Raw genomic sequence first — 15,366 nt, 5'->3', positions numbered from 1 at the left:
CGTCCTGATTGTGTTTGATTGTTAATCATCTCCTGCGGAGGCTTCTGCTTTAACGGGTGGCTGTCCCTCTTTTTTCTTATCGCCCCACAAACCGAGCCAGAAAATAAAGCCTACCAAAGCGAAGAAAATCACTATAATAACGGCAATCATGTTAACGGCATCCGCAAGCAGCGGGGTGTGTGCATCCGGCGACTTGTCGGGCATTACACCGAAAATATGCCACGCCTCTCGAAGCCCCGACCGTGCGTAGCCCATCAATCCCATCAATGAGGTAAAGGTAATGGCGAGTAAAATCAGCACATATTGTGACCGGTCCGTCATCTGCCCCCAACTGATTTCGCTTGAACGCATCGCTTTGCGATACATAATCAAGTCAATCACCGTTACCAAAACCATGACAGCTAACGCGACCATCACTTGTATCGGCGTTAGGACATTGACGCGGAAGTCAGTGTTAACCTTGAACCCTACGATCCCAATTGTAACAATCGCTGCGACAGCCAGTCCAAAAATCGCTGCGATGACGATATTGCCCGCTTTGCGCCAACTCACTGTCGGTGTTTTACCGGATCGACGGTAAAACAGAAAGCTGAGAAAGGTGGTCAAGATAATGAGATTGACAACCGTGTTCTTCGCTGTCATCAAGCCGAAAAGTCCAACGAGCGGGTGATTTGGCCCACCCATTGCAGCCGACTCCGTAGGCGTCACAATGAGTGTGCGCGGCGTCATCCAGACTGCGACAGATAGAACAATGATAGCGATCATGTAGGGACGAAAACGAGCGTATACCTCGCCGCCTGCGATGCGGGTCATGCCAGACCAGAGATAGTAATTCGCTCCGATGAACAGCACTCCAATCATCACCGCTTGAATAATAAACAGCCAAGAAAAGAGGCTTCCCATCATGTTGATGCCCATCGTTTGGTTGAACATATAGATTTCCCGTCCCAACCAATATCCGGCGAATGGCAATGGAATCAATCCGCACAGTGCGATAAAATTGCCCGTATATCCCATCCAGTCGTAATGCGCCCTGTCTTCCTGCGTTTTGGCAGCAAGGAACCGAAAGGCGGCATAGGCACCAACGATTGCACCACCGAAAGCTATATTCCCAATGAGACGGTGGATATTGACAGGCATCCACGTATAGTTATTGATTGCCTGCCACAGCGTACCGATGAATGCGCCCGACTCATCATGAAGCGGAATTGCCTCGTGGTCGGGTTTGGGGCCCATAATCGCTGGGCTTGTCTGGTATGTCAGCCAAGCGTTAGAGACGAACATAATCGCTGTACCGAACACGTTCAGGAGCACGCCGAGAAATAGGTGCCACATTTTCGACACCCTGCCCTGCATCCGATCCCACCCGTAAGAATAGAGATAGAGCGTAAAGGTCTCCCCAAAAAACAGGATGACGTAGAAAATCATCGAAGGACCGAAGATTCCTGACAGTTTGTTCATCACTTTCGGGTAACACCAGATGAGGATAAAAACAAGTACCCCGCCCATCAACGCGGTCGTTGAGAACGCTCCCATACACAGTTTGATGAACTCCTGCGCCATCTTGTCATACCGTTTGTCCTTCGTTTTCAGCCCGACAAACTCAATGACAACCGCAAACATCGGAACACCCAAGATGAAGGAACCGAACAACAGATGCAGCTGGGCAGCGATCCATGCGGCGTTACGGCTGCCGATCCCCGGGAAGGGGCGGTATTCTGTGTCAGTCGCATCTTGAGCGAAGACAGTCGCAACCGTCAACAGCAGATACATAGCAAGCAGAGCGAGAAGAAAATATAGCCTGTTTTTGGACTGGCTCATATTGAGATGTTTGGTGAGATACATTGGTTTTTCTCTGTCACTCCAGACTTAATATCGAGGCTCATGCCAAAAGCAAATGCCAAACACCAAGGGCTTAAAACGTGATGCGTAAAACGTAAACACAATTTGTTCATTGGTATCTGACCCACGGGTTTCATGTCAAAAAAAGTGGAAAACGTTCAGAGAAACCGAGTTTTGAAGAAAAAACTCGGTTTCTGCGTCGGCAGTGTTACTTCTTCTTGAAATCAGCACTGGTAAAGTTAATCTCAACGTCTCCGTCTGCAACTTCGACAACCTGAGCTTTGGTCTCTCCAAGCTCCTCGTGCCATGCTATAGCCCGGTATTTGCCGGCGGGAACATCTTTGATCATGTAGGCACCCGTATCGCTCGAACCTTCGTAGGCATCGGAACTGATCCATTTGCCGTCTTTGTCCTTATAGCCGGTCACAGCGTAATAGTCATTGTCCGTAACAAAGATATATCCCGTCATCCAATTGTGGATGTCGCAGGTGAATTTAATAGCTTCACGTTTTTCTAGTTTCAGAGGCAACTTTTTACCGGGACCCGGTATTTGCCAATTCGGTGCCTCGTTCTTCGTTGCATGAGAATGGACGTTATGGGCAACCGGGTCGCTGGAGGTCACATCTATTGTGGTGCCTGCGGTCACAACGAGGACATGCGGATAGTACATGCAGTTGACCTGATCCATGACTGGATTTTTGGTGGGAATTGTTGGCTTCGCGCCTCGTGCCCGCAAGTAGACAACGACGTTTTTAATTCCTTTGCCTTTAGAGACTACAAGGGCTTCAGATTTGCCATTTTTTAGCGAATCAACACAGTGCTGGTCTTTGGTCGCTTGCATCGCTGGGCGTGCTGGGGCCTCCCCATCATACATAACTGTTCCGGTGATTGTGCCGGCATACGTCAGGCTTGCGATGAGCATAAAGCTGAGTGCGGCCAGAGTTATTGCAGTTTTCATGATTTGAACCGATCCTTTCTTTATTTAAGTCCGATGTTGAAATGATTGTATGTTGATGGTATTTATGATAGCAGCATACGAAAAGGGGAATCAAGGGTTAAAAAAGAAGATGTCACGGATATCCGTGAATATTATCTGCTTATGGTTGGCGGATGTAATTAGATCGCGTAAGCGTCGGCCACACGTTTTAGCGACGAGGCAGCCCACTGCACCGTAACAACCGCTGCAATTGATAACAGGATGCTGCCTAGGCGTATCACGATACCTCGAAGTTTTCCTTTTCGTGGAGGGGTTAGTAAGCGCAGCGCGGAGGACAGATCTGCCATTAGAAAGAACAACCATGCAACGTTGATGATGGATAAGATCTGGTAGAACGAAAGGCCGATATACATCGGACCGAGTATATGGATAGGGAATTCCTCGCGGTTAGAAGCATGGTCAATCCATATATACGCAACCAAGAACAAAAAAACGTAGATGGTCACTCCGAGAACAGTGGTATACCAGATCTGACCGGTAACTCTCCTTGATGTGAATTTCATTTTAAGGCAACCTCCTTTACAACGAGGGGTTACCAAATTAGAACCGACCCCCTGCCATCAGCAAACGACTGATAACAGGGGTCGGTCATGCATATTTACCACTGAGACTTACTCAAATGCGACAAGTTCGCCATTTTCAACAGTCAGTATAATTGGGTCGTAAACCGCGTCCCCGACTTCATCAAAAGAGAAATTCCCCATAACGGTGGGGAAATCCATGGTCTTTGCGAGTGCGTCCCGAACTGCCGTTGCCTCGGTGGATTGTGCATTCGCAATCGCTTCTGCTAGAATATAAAGGGTAGCATACGACTGTGCGGCCCAGGGACCAGCTTCGATACCATATTTCGCCCGGTAATTCTCGACAAAAGCTTGATTGCCCGGGGTGTCAGCCATAGCACTCCAATTGGTAAAAGCAATCGCCCCCTCGGCGGCTTCCCCTGCGATTTGCACTTCGATTCCGGTCAGATCGGGAACAATGTACGTAACAGAGGCAGGGATACCGACCTCACGCCCTTGAATCATAATATCAGTCATCTGGGCGGATAAGGCGGAGATAAAGACAGCCTCAGGATTTGTCTCCATTATCCGAGTTAATTGTGACCTAAAATCAGTCCCATCGGTTTGGATGGTCTCTGTAATCACAATATCGACACCACTAGCAGCAAGGGCTTTACTTACCTCCTCGTTGCTACTCGTGGAATAGACATCGGCCTCATCATATATCAGTGCTGCCCGTTGATAGCCGAGTTTCGCCTGACTCACCCGGATACCCGCTGGATTTAGCACATTTGTGGGGAGCCCTGTCCGGAAAACAAATCGCTAAGCGCGCTCAGACCGGCAGCGGAAGCGAGTGGCATCTTCGCCTTCCAGCTGCAGGGAGACACCGATGATAATTTCTCCGGGAAGCCCGTCCATCTCAGGTGGTGTAGGAGCAGGGAGGAGAAGTTGTCCGATTTGGTCACAGGCTGAAAGCCCCACAATCAGGGCAACAATCGTCAGTACAGAAGCGAATTTGGTGAATCTTCCGATGTTCATTTTGAACCTCCTTAGTTTTGAAACTAAAAAGGTTAGGATGGGCAAAACGGATACGCACATTTTCGTATCTGTTCCCCATAACTATACCCGTAGCTAGTTTTGCAATGAAGTGGTTGAGGAGGTTTTACTCTGTCTGACGACACATAACGAGAAAAACGATGTGCCTAATCATGCGTCGGCGTTGGTCGAAAAGTCTCTTTGATAAACTCGAACAGTTCCCACTGTTCTTCATCGGTTAGGTAGTAAAAAAATGCCGGCATATTATCCTTGCCGGCATCAATACTGTGGATAAGTTGTTCGTCGGTACGACCCTCCCAAAATTCGGTTGTCGTCAGATCTGCAGGTTCTAGCTTTTTGAACCGTCCAATCCGTCCATTGCCTTCACCGTTCGCACCATGACAACCGGCACAATATCTAGCATAATTGTACTCGACTTCGGAGCCGTATCGTGTACTGGGGTCTACCGCCCGACAGAGCCAAATCAGCCAACTCATACTAGCGGCAAATATCCCAACGATGATGAGAAGATGTCGAATCATTTGAACGATACCACCTTTGTTATTCGCATGATTCCACTTAACTCGACAGTGCGGGGGAATCTGACCCTTGTTCTGGAGCTACACAGTTACGGCATACGGAGTCTGCCTACTACCTTAAGGAGTCTGCCTCCTGTTCTGGAGCAGTCCTCGATTCAAGCGTCTCAATTACACCAGCACCCACACTATCGCCCCAGACGTTGATGGTTGTCCGGCATCGGTCAAGGAACCAATCGATAGTCAGGATCAATCCAATACCTTCAATCGGCAATCCAACGGCTTTTAAGACAATCACCATTGTCACAAGCCCCGCCTCAGGGATACCTGCAGCCCCGATAGCGGCAATCGTCGCGGTCAGAAAGATAACAATCTGCTCCACAGGACCGAGGGTTATTCCGTAGACCTGTGCGATAAACATCGCAGCAACGGCTTCGTAGAGGGCAGTGCCGTCCATATTAATTGTTGCACCAAGTGGTAAGACGAAACTTGAAGTCCGATTGGATATGCCATTTTTCTTCTCAGTGCCTTCCATTGTCAACGGCAGTGTCGCTGAGCTTGATGCTGTGGAGAAAGCGTTTAGCAGCGCTGCTCCCATCCCCTTTACGTAGGTCAACGGATTCCGTCTACCAATTAGCAGGAGGATTAGCGGCAACACAACAACGGCGTGTATAGCGAGTCCAAATAGGACTGTGAAACTATATTTCCCAACTGCAAGCAGTTCAGGCAGAAATTTGGTGAATCCACCGGCGCGTCCAATACGACCTGCAACTAATCCGAAGATACCGATTGGCGCGAAAATCATGATCCAGTGCACAATACGCATGACACCATCGTTCAGCACCGAAATAAAATTAATGGCATTCTGTCCACGTTCACCCAAGATGGAAAATGCGCTGCCGATCAGCAACGAGAAAAAGATCAACGGGAGGATGTCAGTCCGTACCATCGCGTTGAACAGGTTTCGCGGAATCAAGCCCTCTTTTCCGGTTTCTTCGTTTCCAATCAGGACTTCCGACAAGATGTTGCCGATGTTTCGCTCTTCTTTGCCGCGAACTGCCCCGGCGATAGGTAGGTCAATTTTTACGCCTTTTCCTCCGGGTTGCAGCTCCGGTTCATCGGAAACGAGCTGCCCTCCGACCCGCCGAAAAGGCAGGCGTGTGCCATCCTCCGCCTCAATATAGACCTCCTCACCGCCTTGGGTGGGTTCCCACAACTTTACTGTAGCGGAGTTTTCAGTCATTGACTGAATCGCACCTTGCACCCCTTGATCGGATAAAATCAGGACATACCTGTCGTCAAAACGTGTGTTCTCCCAGGTGCCGTTGGTGAACGTAACAGTGCGATTGTTTTCGCCACCAACGGTGTAGGTATACTCTGGATAATCTGCGCCGCGAGAAATTCCTTTCCCCGGTTGGGTGATGTTGACCAAAATGATACCGATGAGCACGGAAATCCCAGTGGTCGCCATGTAATAGAGGACAGTGCGTCCACCTATTGGGCCGAGGTTGCGAATGTCCCCTAAGCCGGTAATGCCAACAATCATTGAAAACATGACCAGCGGGACGACAATCATTTTTAGGGCATTCAAGAATATGTCGCCGAGCAGGGTTGTCTTTGCGGCGAAGTTTGGTATCCAACCACCGACAATAAGCCCAACGATGATGGCGATAACGATGCCGATGAGGATACGTTGGCCACTATTTCCTGCTGTTGAGGCTTCGGAAGATACGGAGGGATTGGCTTGAAGCATTTGTAGCCCCCTTTTAGTACCACGATAGGAAGGATTGAATACACGTCATCGCTTATGTTAAGAAATCGTGGAAAGAAACCGAGTTTTCAAGAAAAAGCTCGGTTTCTTTGGATCGCTTCACACATTTTTTTCACATGAACCACGGAGGTCACGGCATACGGAGTATGCTGACCACATTACTCGCCCAGCGAGTTGAGGTAATCTCTCACCAGCCGGATCTGCTCTTCGGCATCATCGACTGCAAACCCATCAACAGGTTGATATGCGCCGCCGATTTTGGGCCAAGCTTGCGGCATCGCAGTCCCCGGTTGGAAGGATTGTGGATCCTTGAGCCATTCAATGACCCAGTCCGCTTTGAGACGACCCTTCGCTAATGCAAGGTCGGGGCGTCCGGTTTTATCGCTGCCCGGTGGTATAACTTCGCCTTGTTCCGGGTGGCAGGAGATACACTGGAGCGCGTCAAAGATCTGTTTGCCGACACGGAGCTCCCCTCGCGACGCCGGTTGTAATGCGATGGTCTCATACGGGAAAACCTCATCGTCAAGCGCAGAGAAGTATTTGACAAGCGCAGTCGCTTCCTCGTCTGCTAAACCGAAAGTCGGCATCCGAACTTCAAGCCCGTAGCGGATAGGAGTAGGTGATTTCAGGAACTCAAACAACCACTCCGGATAAACCTTAGCACCTTGCGCTTGCAGAGTAGGCGGGGCGAAGCGCTTGGCGTTTAGTAGGTCTAGGTCTTCATTAGCGGCAACAACATTGACAAAATCGCCGCCTTTTCCTTCAATCTCATGGCAGCCGGTACAGTTGTATTTTTTGGCGAGACGGCGTCCGGCATCAACCTGCCATGTTTTTTCGCTCGGTTGGTGGAGGTAGCTCACAGGGTATTTTACGGGTTGGAAACTCTTGAGCAGAACAGCGAGGGCACGTGCCTCTTCCTCGCCGATGGTGTGTTCACTAAAGACGGGCATCCGGGATACAATGCGACGCGTTTGATAGCGTCTTGGATTGGTCACCTTGCCGATTGTCCAACCGTGCCAACTGTGTTCGATATCCGTCGTATCTCCAAAGTCTAGTTCCTCAACGGTCTTGGCGCCAAATTCGCCGAGATCTGCACCGACCTTCGACTCATTCTCGAAGCCGGGGATGTTATGGCAACCGAAGCAACCGTAGGTGCGAACTAGCTTTTCGCCTTCCATCGGATCAACCGCTGCGTGCGGATTTTCGTTGCCGGCAATAGGAGAGATTGCCGTCTCTTGCAACGACATCAGATAGGCAACCGCATTGTTCACCTCAGTTTTGGTCAAACGGAGGCTGGGCATAGCGGTGTCGGGGTCGTAAGATTTTGGATCGCTGATCCATTGACGGAGAAATTGTGGTGTGAGTTTGCTGCCCACATTATCCAATTTTGGTGCGAAATCGCTTCCGAGTCCATCAACTGCATGACATGACAGGCAGCCAACAGATTTAACGACCTGTTCACCGGCAGCAATCGCACGGGATGCCGTCGAGTATGAGGTATCGGCCTGATCTATCGCCGGGTCTTTCATCTGTGCCAAGTATGCCGCAATTGATTTCACTTCATCAACAACCCTTTCAACAGCGGTGTCAGGATAAGGATATTTCGTGCCATCGTCTTTTTGGAGAATAATGCCGGTGTCGGTCTTGGTGACGACGCCGTAGTGCTTATTTCCATTTTTGAGATAAACCGCTTGGGTCAACTTTTCGACGGGGAAGAAATCTGGCATCTTGGTCTCTGGTAGATAGGCGGTGGGCTGCTTAATCCACCCTTCCAACCAGTCAACACCATTGACTTTACTACCGACTTTAGCAAGCGATGGACCAACTTGGTCGAGGTCCGCTAACACGGAATATCCCTCAACAGCATGACAGCCATGACACCCGATATCCTCAAAGAGTGCCATTCCCTTCGAGAGAACCGGTGAATAATCTTGGAGCTGCCCTGTCTCTGGATTCGGAGCGTCTAGCATCATCACGCCATCATGGCAGCGCCGACAATTAGACTCCATGTAGCCGTGCAATTCTTCTGAAGCCTTACCTGTGTGTTCATCCAACCCCAAGACAGGTGTCAACCAATACTCCTTCTTATGGTCTAGGGCGTGTGCGGCTATTTGAGTCAGACCTTGTCCCTGTCCGCCGTGGCAGGGGGTGCATCCAAATCTTTCACCGGGGTGTTTACCGAGCAGCACATCCCGGTGGGGGTGCGTCCGAAGCACGGGATCATATCCGGTTTCATACGCGATTTCGACGAGATCGGCAAAAACATCCGGATCGGTGAAGGTCAACTTGCCGTCTTCGCTTAACTCATAGCTACCCTCTTCGGCATCTTCCTCATCAATGAGCACCGTTTCGCTATCTGTATTAATGTAGGGATGTTTTAATTGGAGTGTCAACAGGCTTTCGCCATCCCCCTCGATTTCCTCAAACTGCTCTTTGGCGAACTTGTCATATCCAGCTTTGTCCGAAGCGAAGTGACAGGTTGCACATCGATCTGCCGTATAGTCAAAATCTTCAATGTAGTATTGCACAACCGTGCGCGTCTTTGTGAAGGGGCTTTCCGCCAACGTGCCGATGAAAGTGCGCTTAATACCGCCAACGGAATGGAGCTTCTCCTCAAGTCTGTCTACCTCAGCGTATTTGGCTTTATCCGCTTTCGCATCCTCAATTTTCGCCTGAAGTTCATCAATCTTCGCCGAAGCTGTCGAGTCTGCTGCATTATATTTTCGAACAAGGAGATATTCACTTAACGCTGCCTCAACGTGTCCATTGGTATCATAAAGCTCAGCGAGATCCTTATAAGCATCGGCAAGATTCCGCTCCGCCTCCAGTACAGCGTCCGTCAATGGTCCCTCAATCCGACTTTCAAATTCGTCTAATTTCTTTTTCCATTTTTCGGCTTTCTCTTGTTCCCCGTGGTGCAGTGCATGCTGATATTTATAATTGATTGCATCCGATTCACTCTGATCAAATTTGCGTTCCTGCAGGGCTTCGTCCAGTTTTATCTGCAACTTCGCAATCGCACCTTTTAGGCTGCTCTCCTGTTTAGGGTCAATTTCTTGAGGTGCTTCAATCTCAGGCAGATCCTGTTTTGCCTTTTCCAAATCGATCTTGGTTTTTTGATATTCGTATTCGTAAAATTGCCGCTGAATTTCCTTCCATGGTCGTCTAGTGATAGTCTCGTTATAGAAACCCCACAGCGTAACGAATCCCAACAAACCGGAAAGGATAAAAAACAGTGCTGCGTAAGATTTTTCCTCAACCTGAATTTCTTTATTGCTCCTCACGATTCCTATTGACTCCTTACTATTTGAATGGACGAATTACACATTGTCCAATACGCCCTAGATATTGAACCACGGAGAAACCCAAATATACTTGATATTCAATGTCCACCGAAGAATCATCTTGATAGGCAAAGACATCATCGTTAAAAACAGGAATGAAACCACGATGTATCGCACTAATCCCAACTCTTGAAGGAACTTACTCGTTCCTCTTTTTAGATAATAATAGATGGGACCCAGAGCAAAATAGCCGACGACAACACACATCCCGAAGATACCGGCGGGCTGTTCGTTCCGGATGCCAAATAGGTAAGAGAGGTTGACGTTGGTTAACGGCACAATTTTGTGCGGATCCCACTCTTTCCATGGGGCGAAAAAGTTCCAACCGGGTCCCCTCAGGAAGGTGCCGACGACCATCAACACGATCCATAACACGAAAAAGCCGAAACAGAAGATAATAAGTGCAAACGGACGCTCTTTTAGGGTATAGTAGCCTTTTCCTTTGGGATTGATATCTATAAAGGGAATGGCGACTAAACCGGCGATAATCAATCCTGGCAAGACAACACCTGCAATCCACGGATCAAAGTAAACTAGCATTTCCTGTAGCGCGAGGAAATACCATGGGGCCTTAGATGGATTCGGGGTTTTTGTTGGATCGCTGGGCTCTTCGAGGGGGGCATCAATGGTAATAGACCATATCCCCAGCACGAGCATTACAATAATCGCACAGAGAAACTCGTTGCGGCAAAGGTAGGGCCAGCAGTAGACTTTATCGTTAAGTGCTGCTTCTGCGGGTGTGCCGGCTCGGTCATTTCTGCGCCCTTGGCTGAATGCAAGCCAAGTGAAGAAAGGTAACAACAACACAATTGCAACAATTGGAACGTTATCCGGCTTCGTAACCAATAAAAGAAAATGCTCCATATATCACCTCACTGAAAATAAGTATTGAAATGAATTCAGTTCTACAGGGGTCCAGAAATACCGCCATCCTTACGGACACGCCAGAAATGTAGAGCCATCAACACGCTTGCCAAAAGCGGCACGGCGACACAATGAAGGATGTAAAATCGTAATAGCGTTGAAGGTCCAACAATTGTTCCCCCAAGGAGGGCGAAGCGGACATCATTCGATTGAGTAACAATATCCTGCGGGGCGAAGGGACCTTCATGTCCTAAGACGGGTGTTGCTCGCGCCATGTTCGTTCCGACGGTGACCGCCCAAAATGCGAGCTGATCCCACGGCAGCAGATAGCCGGTAAAGCTGAGGAAAAAGGTGACAAGCAGTAGGATGACACCGACCCCCCAGTTAAATTCGCGAGGTTTTTTATAGGACCCGGTCAGGAAAACGCGGAACATGTGGAGCATCACTGCGATGACCATGCCGTGGGCTGCCCAACGGTGCATATTACGCAGGAGCATCCCGAATGGGATGTCAAATTCAAGATACTGGATATCACGGAATGCGTATTCTGCGGTGGGACGATAGTAGAACATCAATAACACACCAGTAACGGCGGTGACAAGAAACATCAGAAAGGTAATCCCGCCCATGCACCATGTAAATCGGAAGTTAATCGCGTGGCGGGTAACGCGGGGAGGATGCAGATGAAGCCAGACATTTTGGAGGACTTGGAGGGTATATCGTCTTCCTGTTTTTTCGTAGCCGTGGCGAAACATCGACTGCCAGATCTGGTTATTTGTGATTTTCTCTTTTAATCCATTACGTCTTTCATTCATAATAACAACTCAGCCTGTTTCGCGTTAGCATCACCAAGGCTGTATAGCTCCTTTCTTGCTCAATTTGGTTTTCTTGTTAAGACCGCACCAAAAGGGTATAATTTAGTAGAATTAGAATTTACGCAGTCGAACCTTCAAAGCCTCGTCGCGGAGATCAAGACAGAGTATATCTACTATAAATCGGTTACGGCATACAGAGTATGCCTACTACTTTATTAAACCCTTAAAGAAGACCCTGGTTTTCCCCAATCGCCCCGCTCTTCCAGAAACTTTACGGACTTATCAATCAGCAGTTGTCCATCCTCCGCCAGCGTAATTTGCACGCGCTCAAGGGGACGCGGTGCAGGGCCTTCAAAGTGCATCCCTTCACGGTCAAATCCGCTGCCGTGACAAGGGCACTTAAATTTATTCTCAGATGCAAACCATCGAGGGGTGCAACCGAGGTGGGTGCAAATAGCTAACAATGCGTAAAACTCGCCATCTTCTTTTCGAACAATCCAGACGCGATACGGATTTTTCTTGAACTTCTCGCTAACCGTTCCGGGAGGATATTCGCCGGGAAATCCAGCCTTAAAGACCGAGGATGGTTCAAAAAGGACTCGCGGGTATAAGAATCGGATCAATCCGGGACCAAAGGCAAGGCCGGTAGCAGCGAGGAAATTTCCCCAGCCCAGAAACTTAAAAAATGAACGTCGTGATAGCACCAACTTCACCTCAAATTTCAAAGTTTGTGGAATATAGTAAAACGGTGTGTAATGAAAGCAAAGGACACGACCCGAGTATTTTGATTGCAGTTCGTCGAATCGGCAGTCATTATAGCATGACACAAAAGAGAGATCAAGGCATAAAATAAAGGGATTCACGGATATCCGTGACCTCTCTTAGCAAGGTGTATGAGGGCGGGAAGGCAGTGCTAGAATGAAGCGTAAAACATGAAACGTAATGCGTAAACGGTCAAAGGTTCATTCGTTCATTGATCCGTGGTTGAATTGAACGGGGAAAAAATCAAAAATATCGCGCATTACAATTGGATCGGGTGGTGTAGGACTAGTTAAAAGGTCAAAAATCGAGTGAAACCCAACGTTTGAGCGTCGGTTGGATTGGGGTGTTGGGTTTCACTATCTCTATACGAAAAGATGCGATGTTGGAAAACGGAAACTCCATTGTGCTTGATAGGGATTTGGGGTTAACCGTTCAACCCAACCTACACCCTACGCATCAAGTTTCGCGCATTCTCAAGCATTGACCTTGACGTGTGTGCCTTCCATTTGTTCCACAACGTGCTGAATCATATCCTCAACCGTCTTGAACGGATGGTCTGGGTATTGTTCCAAACTAAAGTTCATGTCATTTGCGCCAAAGAGGAACATGTCAATACCCGGTTTGCCGAGGTGTCGTGCATTGGTTACGGCATTGACCGACTCTAGTTGGATAGCAAGGATGCCGTTGTTGTTCCACCATTCGGCGTACTCCAGTCGTTCCATATCCGGTTTGAAGCCGTACCCCGAACTGGGACCCCAACTCCTTTTGCCGATTGGTGGATAGTAGAAGGCGTTTATCGCCTCATCGACGGTTTCCTCGTCCTCAACCTGTGGCACCACAATGGAAAATGGTCCGAGGTCTAGGTAGTTGCCGATTAAGTACGCCTGCCGCGTGTTTTTGATGCGAAATTGGGTAGGCACGCTCAACTCGGCTGCCATGGCGCAAAATGAAACCAATCTGTCTTCATTGAACGCTGCGTGCTGGCTGTCGATAGAGACTATATCGTAGGAATCTTGACTGAGAAGGGCTTCGAGTTCGCTCCTCGATGCATCTATAGAGGATCCTGCGACTTTAAGGCTCTCGCCCCGGTGTAGACGTTGTTTCAACGATTCTGACATGTTTTGTTACCTCCTTGATGTTGTTGGCAAATTATCTGCCTTGTTATCACAATGAAAACTCTACTATACACATAGCACTCCTCTGGAGCGCGAAGATTAGGTATACCGCTACCCTATAGACATGTCGCCCCTCTGGGGCGAAAAACGAAAGTAAGCAAAGATTAATATCTCTGGTTTTTCCTCCATTTCTACTTTAACACATGTCGCACCGCCCGATAAGGAGGTCGGGCAAGATGCCCGACCTACGGGGATTGGTTGCAACCTGTAGGTCAAGATTCATATCTCGACACAGCACGTCGATTTTGGAAAATCGACCTACAGAACCGAGCAACATGGGTTATGCCAATCCTTTATTGAGATGTCTGTTCCCCAGTTGGTGCGGCTGATTCTTCGTTCTTGCCCTTTATCTGCACTGTGTTCATCACATCTCCTTTGCGGAGTTGATCGACTACATCAATGCCTGCAATGACTTTCCCAAAAGTGGTATACTGACCGTTAAGGCTAAAATAGCGAGAGGGCTTTGCGTCCAAGCAGATGTAGAATTGACTTCCTGCGGAGTCCGGCTTGTTCGCTCGTGCCATAGCCACCACCCCTTTTCTGTGTCGAGGCATCTTCGCACGGAGTTTCGAATTTTGAAACTCGCCCGGAATTGTCCATCCTGGACCACCACTACCACTACCCTCCGGATCTCCGCCCTGAATCACAAAGCTCTCCACATACCGGTGAAAGGTGAGACCGTCGTAAAAGTCCATTTCAATTAGCTTGATAAAGTTGGCGACAGTTTTCGGGGCAACATCTGGGTAAAGTTCGATTTCGATGGTCCCTTTGTCCGTTTCAAGAACAACAACAGGATGGATAATCCGCAATCGAGCAAGGATTGCCCGATGATCCGATAGCTCGCTGACATCAATAATTTCACACCGCTTTGTCTTCTCAACATTGCGAAACTCATTTCGCAGGCTCGGACTGATGAGGATGTAATCGATCAGATTTTTCTGACCTTCGTGGATGTACGTATACCGATTATTAGCTTCAACTGCATTGGCAGTCTGCAAGAAATCACCCCAAATGTCATCGAACCCACGGAGCCGGTTAATTACCGGCGTTGCCGGTGTGTCGTTCATGTCTCCCATGACAATGACATTCTTATCTTCCATCATCGCTTTGACGGCCTGCCGCCGCAGGACGGTGGCTTGTGCAAGCCGCTTGGCGTCCCTTGGGTTACGTCGAGAAATGAGGTGAGTGATTAGGACATAGAACGATTGGTTGTCAATCTTTAATTCGACACCCAGAATCTTTGAAGGGTTCACATCGTACTCTTGGTCATTCACAAAGTAGATCTCACGCTCCTCCGGAAAGTTTGTCGCACTCCCCCGCACAATCCGAAATTTCGTGAGAATGGCGACATCTTGACCGGTATAGGTATCCCTGCCTTCATCGAAAGCGATTTCCCAATCGTCGGGACTTGCGAGGTAATATTTGACTTTTTCGAGGACAGCTCGGTTTTCAACTTCAATGAGCCCGACGATATTTGCCTTGTGGGTGTCAATAAGTTCAGCGATGGTTTTGGCTTTTGCCTCATATTGCTCTGCGGTTGGCACAGGCACCGATTTGCCGACAACTTCTCCATGCGGTTTCTTATTATCGAAAAAGAACTCAGTGTTCAGCAGGAAGATATCAATTTCAATATCCCCAATCGCTGGACCGAGCGCGCACAACATCAAACAAGTCACTGCAAACATTGCAGAAACGGGTTTATAACGCATCTCATTTCCTTCCATC

The 15,366-nt window shown here is 48.7% G+C and carries 11 protein-coding genes and 1 pseudogene; all 12 read right to left on the bottom strand.

Annotated elements, in window-relative coordinates; all coding sequences use genetic code 11:
- Nucleotides 1–21 precede the first annotated feature (21 nt).
- Nucleotides 22–1,845, bottom strand: coding sequence for a cytochrome ubiquinol oxidase subunit I (locus J4G02_01055; GenBank protein ID MCE2393183.1), 1,824 nt, complete (start codon nucleotides 1,843–1,845; stop codon nucleotides 22–24).
- Between the two features lie 205 nt (nucleotides 1,846–2,050).
- Nucleotides 2,051–2,800, bottom strand: a complete 750-nt coding sequence (locus J4G02_01050; GenBank protein ID MCE2393182.1) for a hypothetical protein — start codon at nucleotides 2,798–2,800, stop codon at nucleotides 2,051–2,053.
- 158 nt (nucleotides 2,801–2,958) lie between these two features.
- On the bottom strand, nucleotides 2,959–3,342 hold the full coding sequence (locus J4G02_01045; GenBank protein ID MCE2393181.1) for a hypothetical protein: 384 nt from the start codon (nucleotides 3,340–3,342) through the stop codon (nucleotides 2,959–2,961).
- A gap of 108 nt (nucleotides 3,343–3,450) precedes the next feature.
- Nucleotides 3,451–4,377, bottom strand: a pseudogene (locus J4G02_01040) (ABC transporter substrate-binding protein).
- Between the two features lie 164 nt (nucleotides 4,378–4,541).
- Complete coding sequence (locus tag J4G02_01035; protein MCE2393180.1) at nucleotides 4,542–4,916, bottom strand: cytochrome c; 375 nt, start codon at nucleotides 4,914–4,916, stop codon at nucleotides 4,542–4,544.
- Nucleotides 4,917–5,025: 109 nt separating this feature from the next.
- Nucleotides 5,026–6,663 carry a dicarboxylate/amino acid:cation symporter gene (locus J4G02_01030; GenBank protein MCE2393179.1) on the bottom strand — a complete coding sequence of 546 codons (1,638 nt, stop codon included), beginning with the start codon at nucleotides 6,661–6,663 and terminating at the stop codon, nucleotides 5,026–5,028.
- Nucleotides 6,664–6,839: 176 nt separating this feature from the next.
- A complete protein-coding gene (locus J4G02_01025) occupies nucleotides 6,840–9,965 on the bottom strand; it encodes a c-type cytochrome (protein MCE2393178.1) in 3,126 nt (1,041 codons plus the stop codon).
- Nucleotides 9,966–10,022: 57 nt separating this feature from the next.
- On the bottom strand, nucleotides 10,023–10,889 hold the full coding sequence (locus tag J4G02_01020) for a cytochrome C (GenBank protein MCE2393177.1): 867 nt from the start codon (nucleotides 10,887–10,889) through the stop codon (nucleotides 10,023–10,025).
- Between the two features lie 41 nt (nucleotides 10,890–10,930).
- The gene (locus J4G02_01015) at nucleotides 10,931–11,704 is read right to left on the bottom strand and encodes a cytochrome b N-terminal domain-containing protein (GenBank protein ID MCE2393176.1); all 774 of its coding nucleotides are present in this window, start codon (nucleotides 11,702–11,704) and stop codon (nucleotides 10,931–10,933) included.
- 215 nt (nucleotides 11,705–11,919) lie between these two features.
- Complete coding sequence (locus J4G02_01010) at nucleotides 11,920–12,408, bottom strand: Rieske 2Fe-2S domain-containing protein (protein ID MCE2393175.1); 489 nt, start codon at nucleotides 12,406–12,408, stop codon at nucleotides 11,920–11,922.
- Nucleotides 12,409–12,939: 531 nt separating this feature from the next.
- Nucleotides 12,940–13,584: a hypothetical protein gene (locus J4G02_01005; protein MCE2393174.1), complete on the bottom strand. Its 645-nt coding sequence runs from the start codon at nucleotides 13,582–13,584 to the stop codon at nucleotides 12,940–12,942.
- Between the two features lie 350 nt (nucleotides 13,585–13,934).
- Nucleotides 13,935–15,350, bottom strand: a complete 1,416-nt coding sequence (locus tag J4G02_01000; protein ID MCE2393173.1) for a peptidylprolyl isomerase — start codon at nucleotides 15,348–15,350, stop codon at nucleotides 13,935–13,937.
- Nucleotides 15,351–15,366 lie beyond the last annotated feature (16 nt).

The organism is Candidatus Poribacteria bacterium (genome assembly GCA_021295755.1).
Lineage (GTDB): Bacteria > Poribacteria > WGA-4E > WGA-4E > PCPOR2b > PCPOR2b.
Note: the sequence above shows the minus strand (reverse complement) of the source record. Positions and strands in the feature narration are given on the sequence as shown.

Excerpts from the sequence above, each read along its gene's own strand:
- J4G02_01050 (MCE2393182.1), bottom strand. The coding sequence starts at position 2,800 with ATGAAAACTGCAATAACTCTGGCCGCACTCAGCTTTATGCTCATCGCA.
- J4G02_01000 (MCE2393173.1), bottom strand. The coding sequence starts at position 15,350 with ATGCGTTATAAACCCGTTTCTGCAATGTTTGCAGTGACTTGTTTGATG.
- J4G02_01035 (MCE2393180.1), bottom strand. The coding sequence starts at position 4,916 with ATGATTCGACATCTTCTCATCATCGTTGGGATATTTGCCGCTAGTATG.
- J4G02_01030 (MCE2393179.1), bottom strand. The coding sequence starts at position 6,663 with ATGCTTCAAGCCAATCCCTCCGTATCTTCCGAAGCCTCAACAGCAGGA.
- J4G02_01015 (MCE2393176.1), bottom strand. The coding sequence starts at position 11,704 with ATGAATGAAAGACGTAATGGATTAAAAGAGAAAATCACAAATAACCAG.
- J4G02_01045 (MCE2393181.1), bottom strand. The coding sequence starts at position 3,342 with ATGAAATTCACATCAAGGAGAGTTACCGGTCAGATCTGGTATACCACT.
- J4G02_01020 (MCE2393177.1), bottom strand. The coding sequence starts at position 10,889 with ATGGAGCATTTTCTTTTATTGGTTACGAAGCCGGATAACGTTCCAATT.
- J4G02_01005 (MCE2393174.1), bottom strand. The coding sequence starts at position 13,584 with ATGTCAGAATCGTTGAAACAACGTCTACACCGGGGCGAGAGCCTTAAA.
- J4G02_01055 (MCE2393183.1), bottom strand. The coding sequence starts at position 1,845 with ATGTATCTCACCAAACATCTCAATATGAGCCAGTCCAAAAACAGGCTA.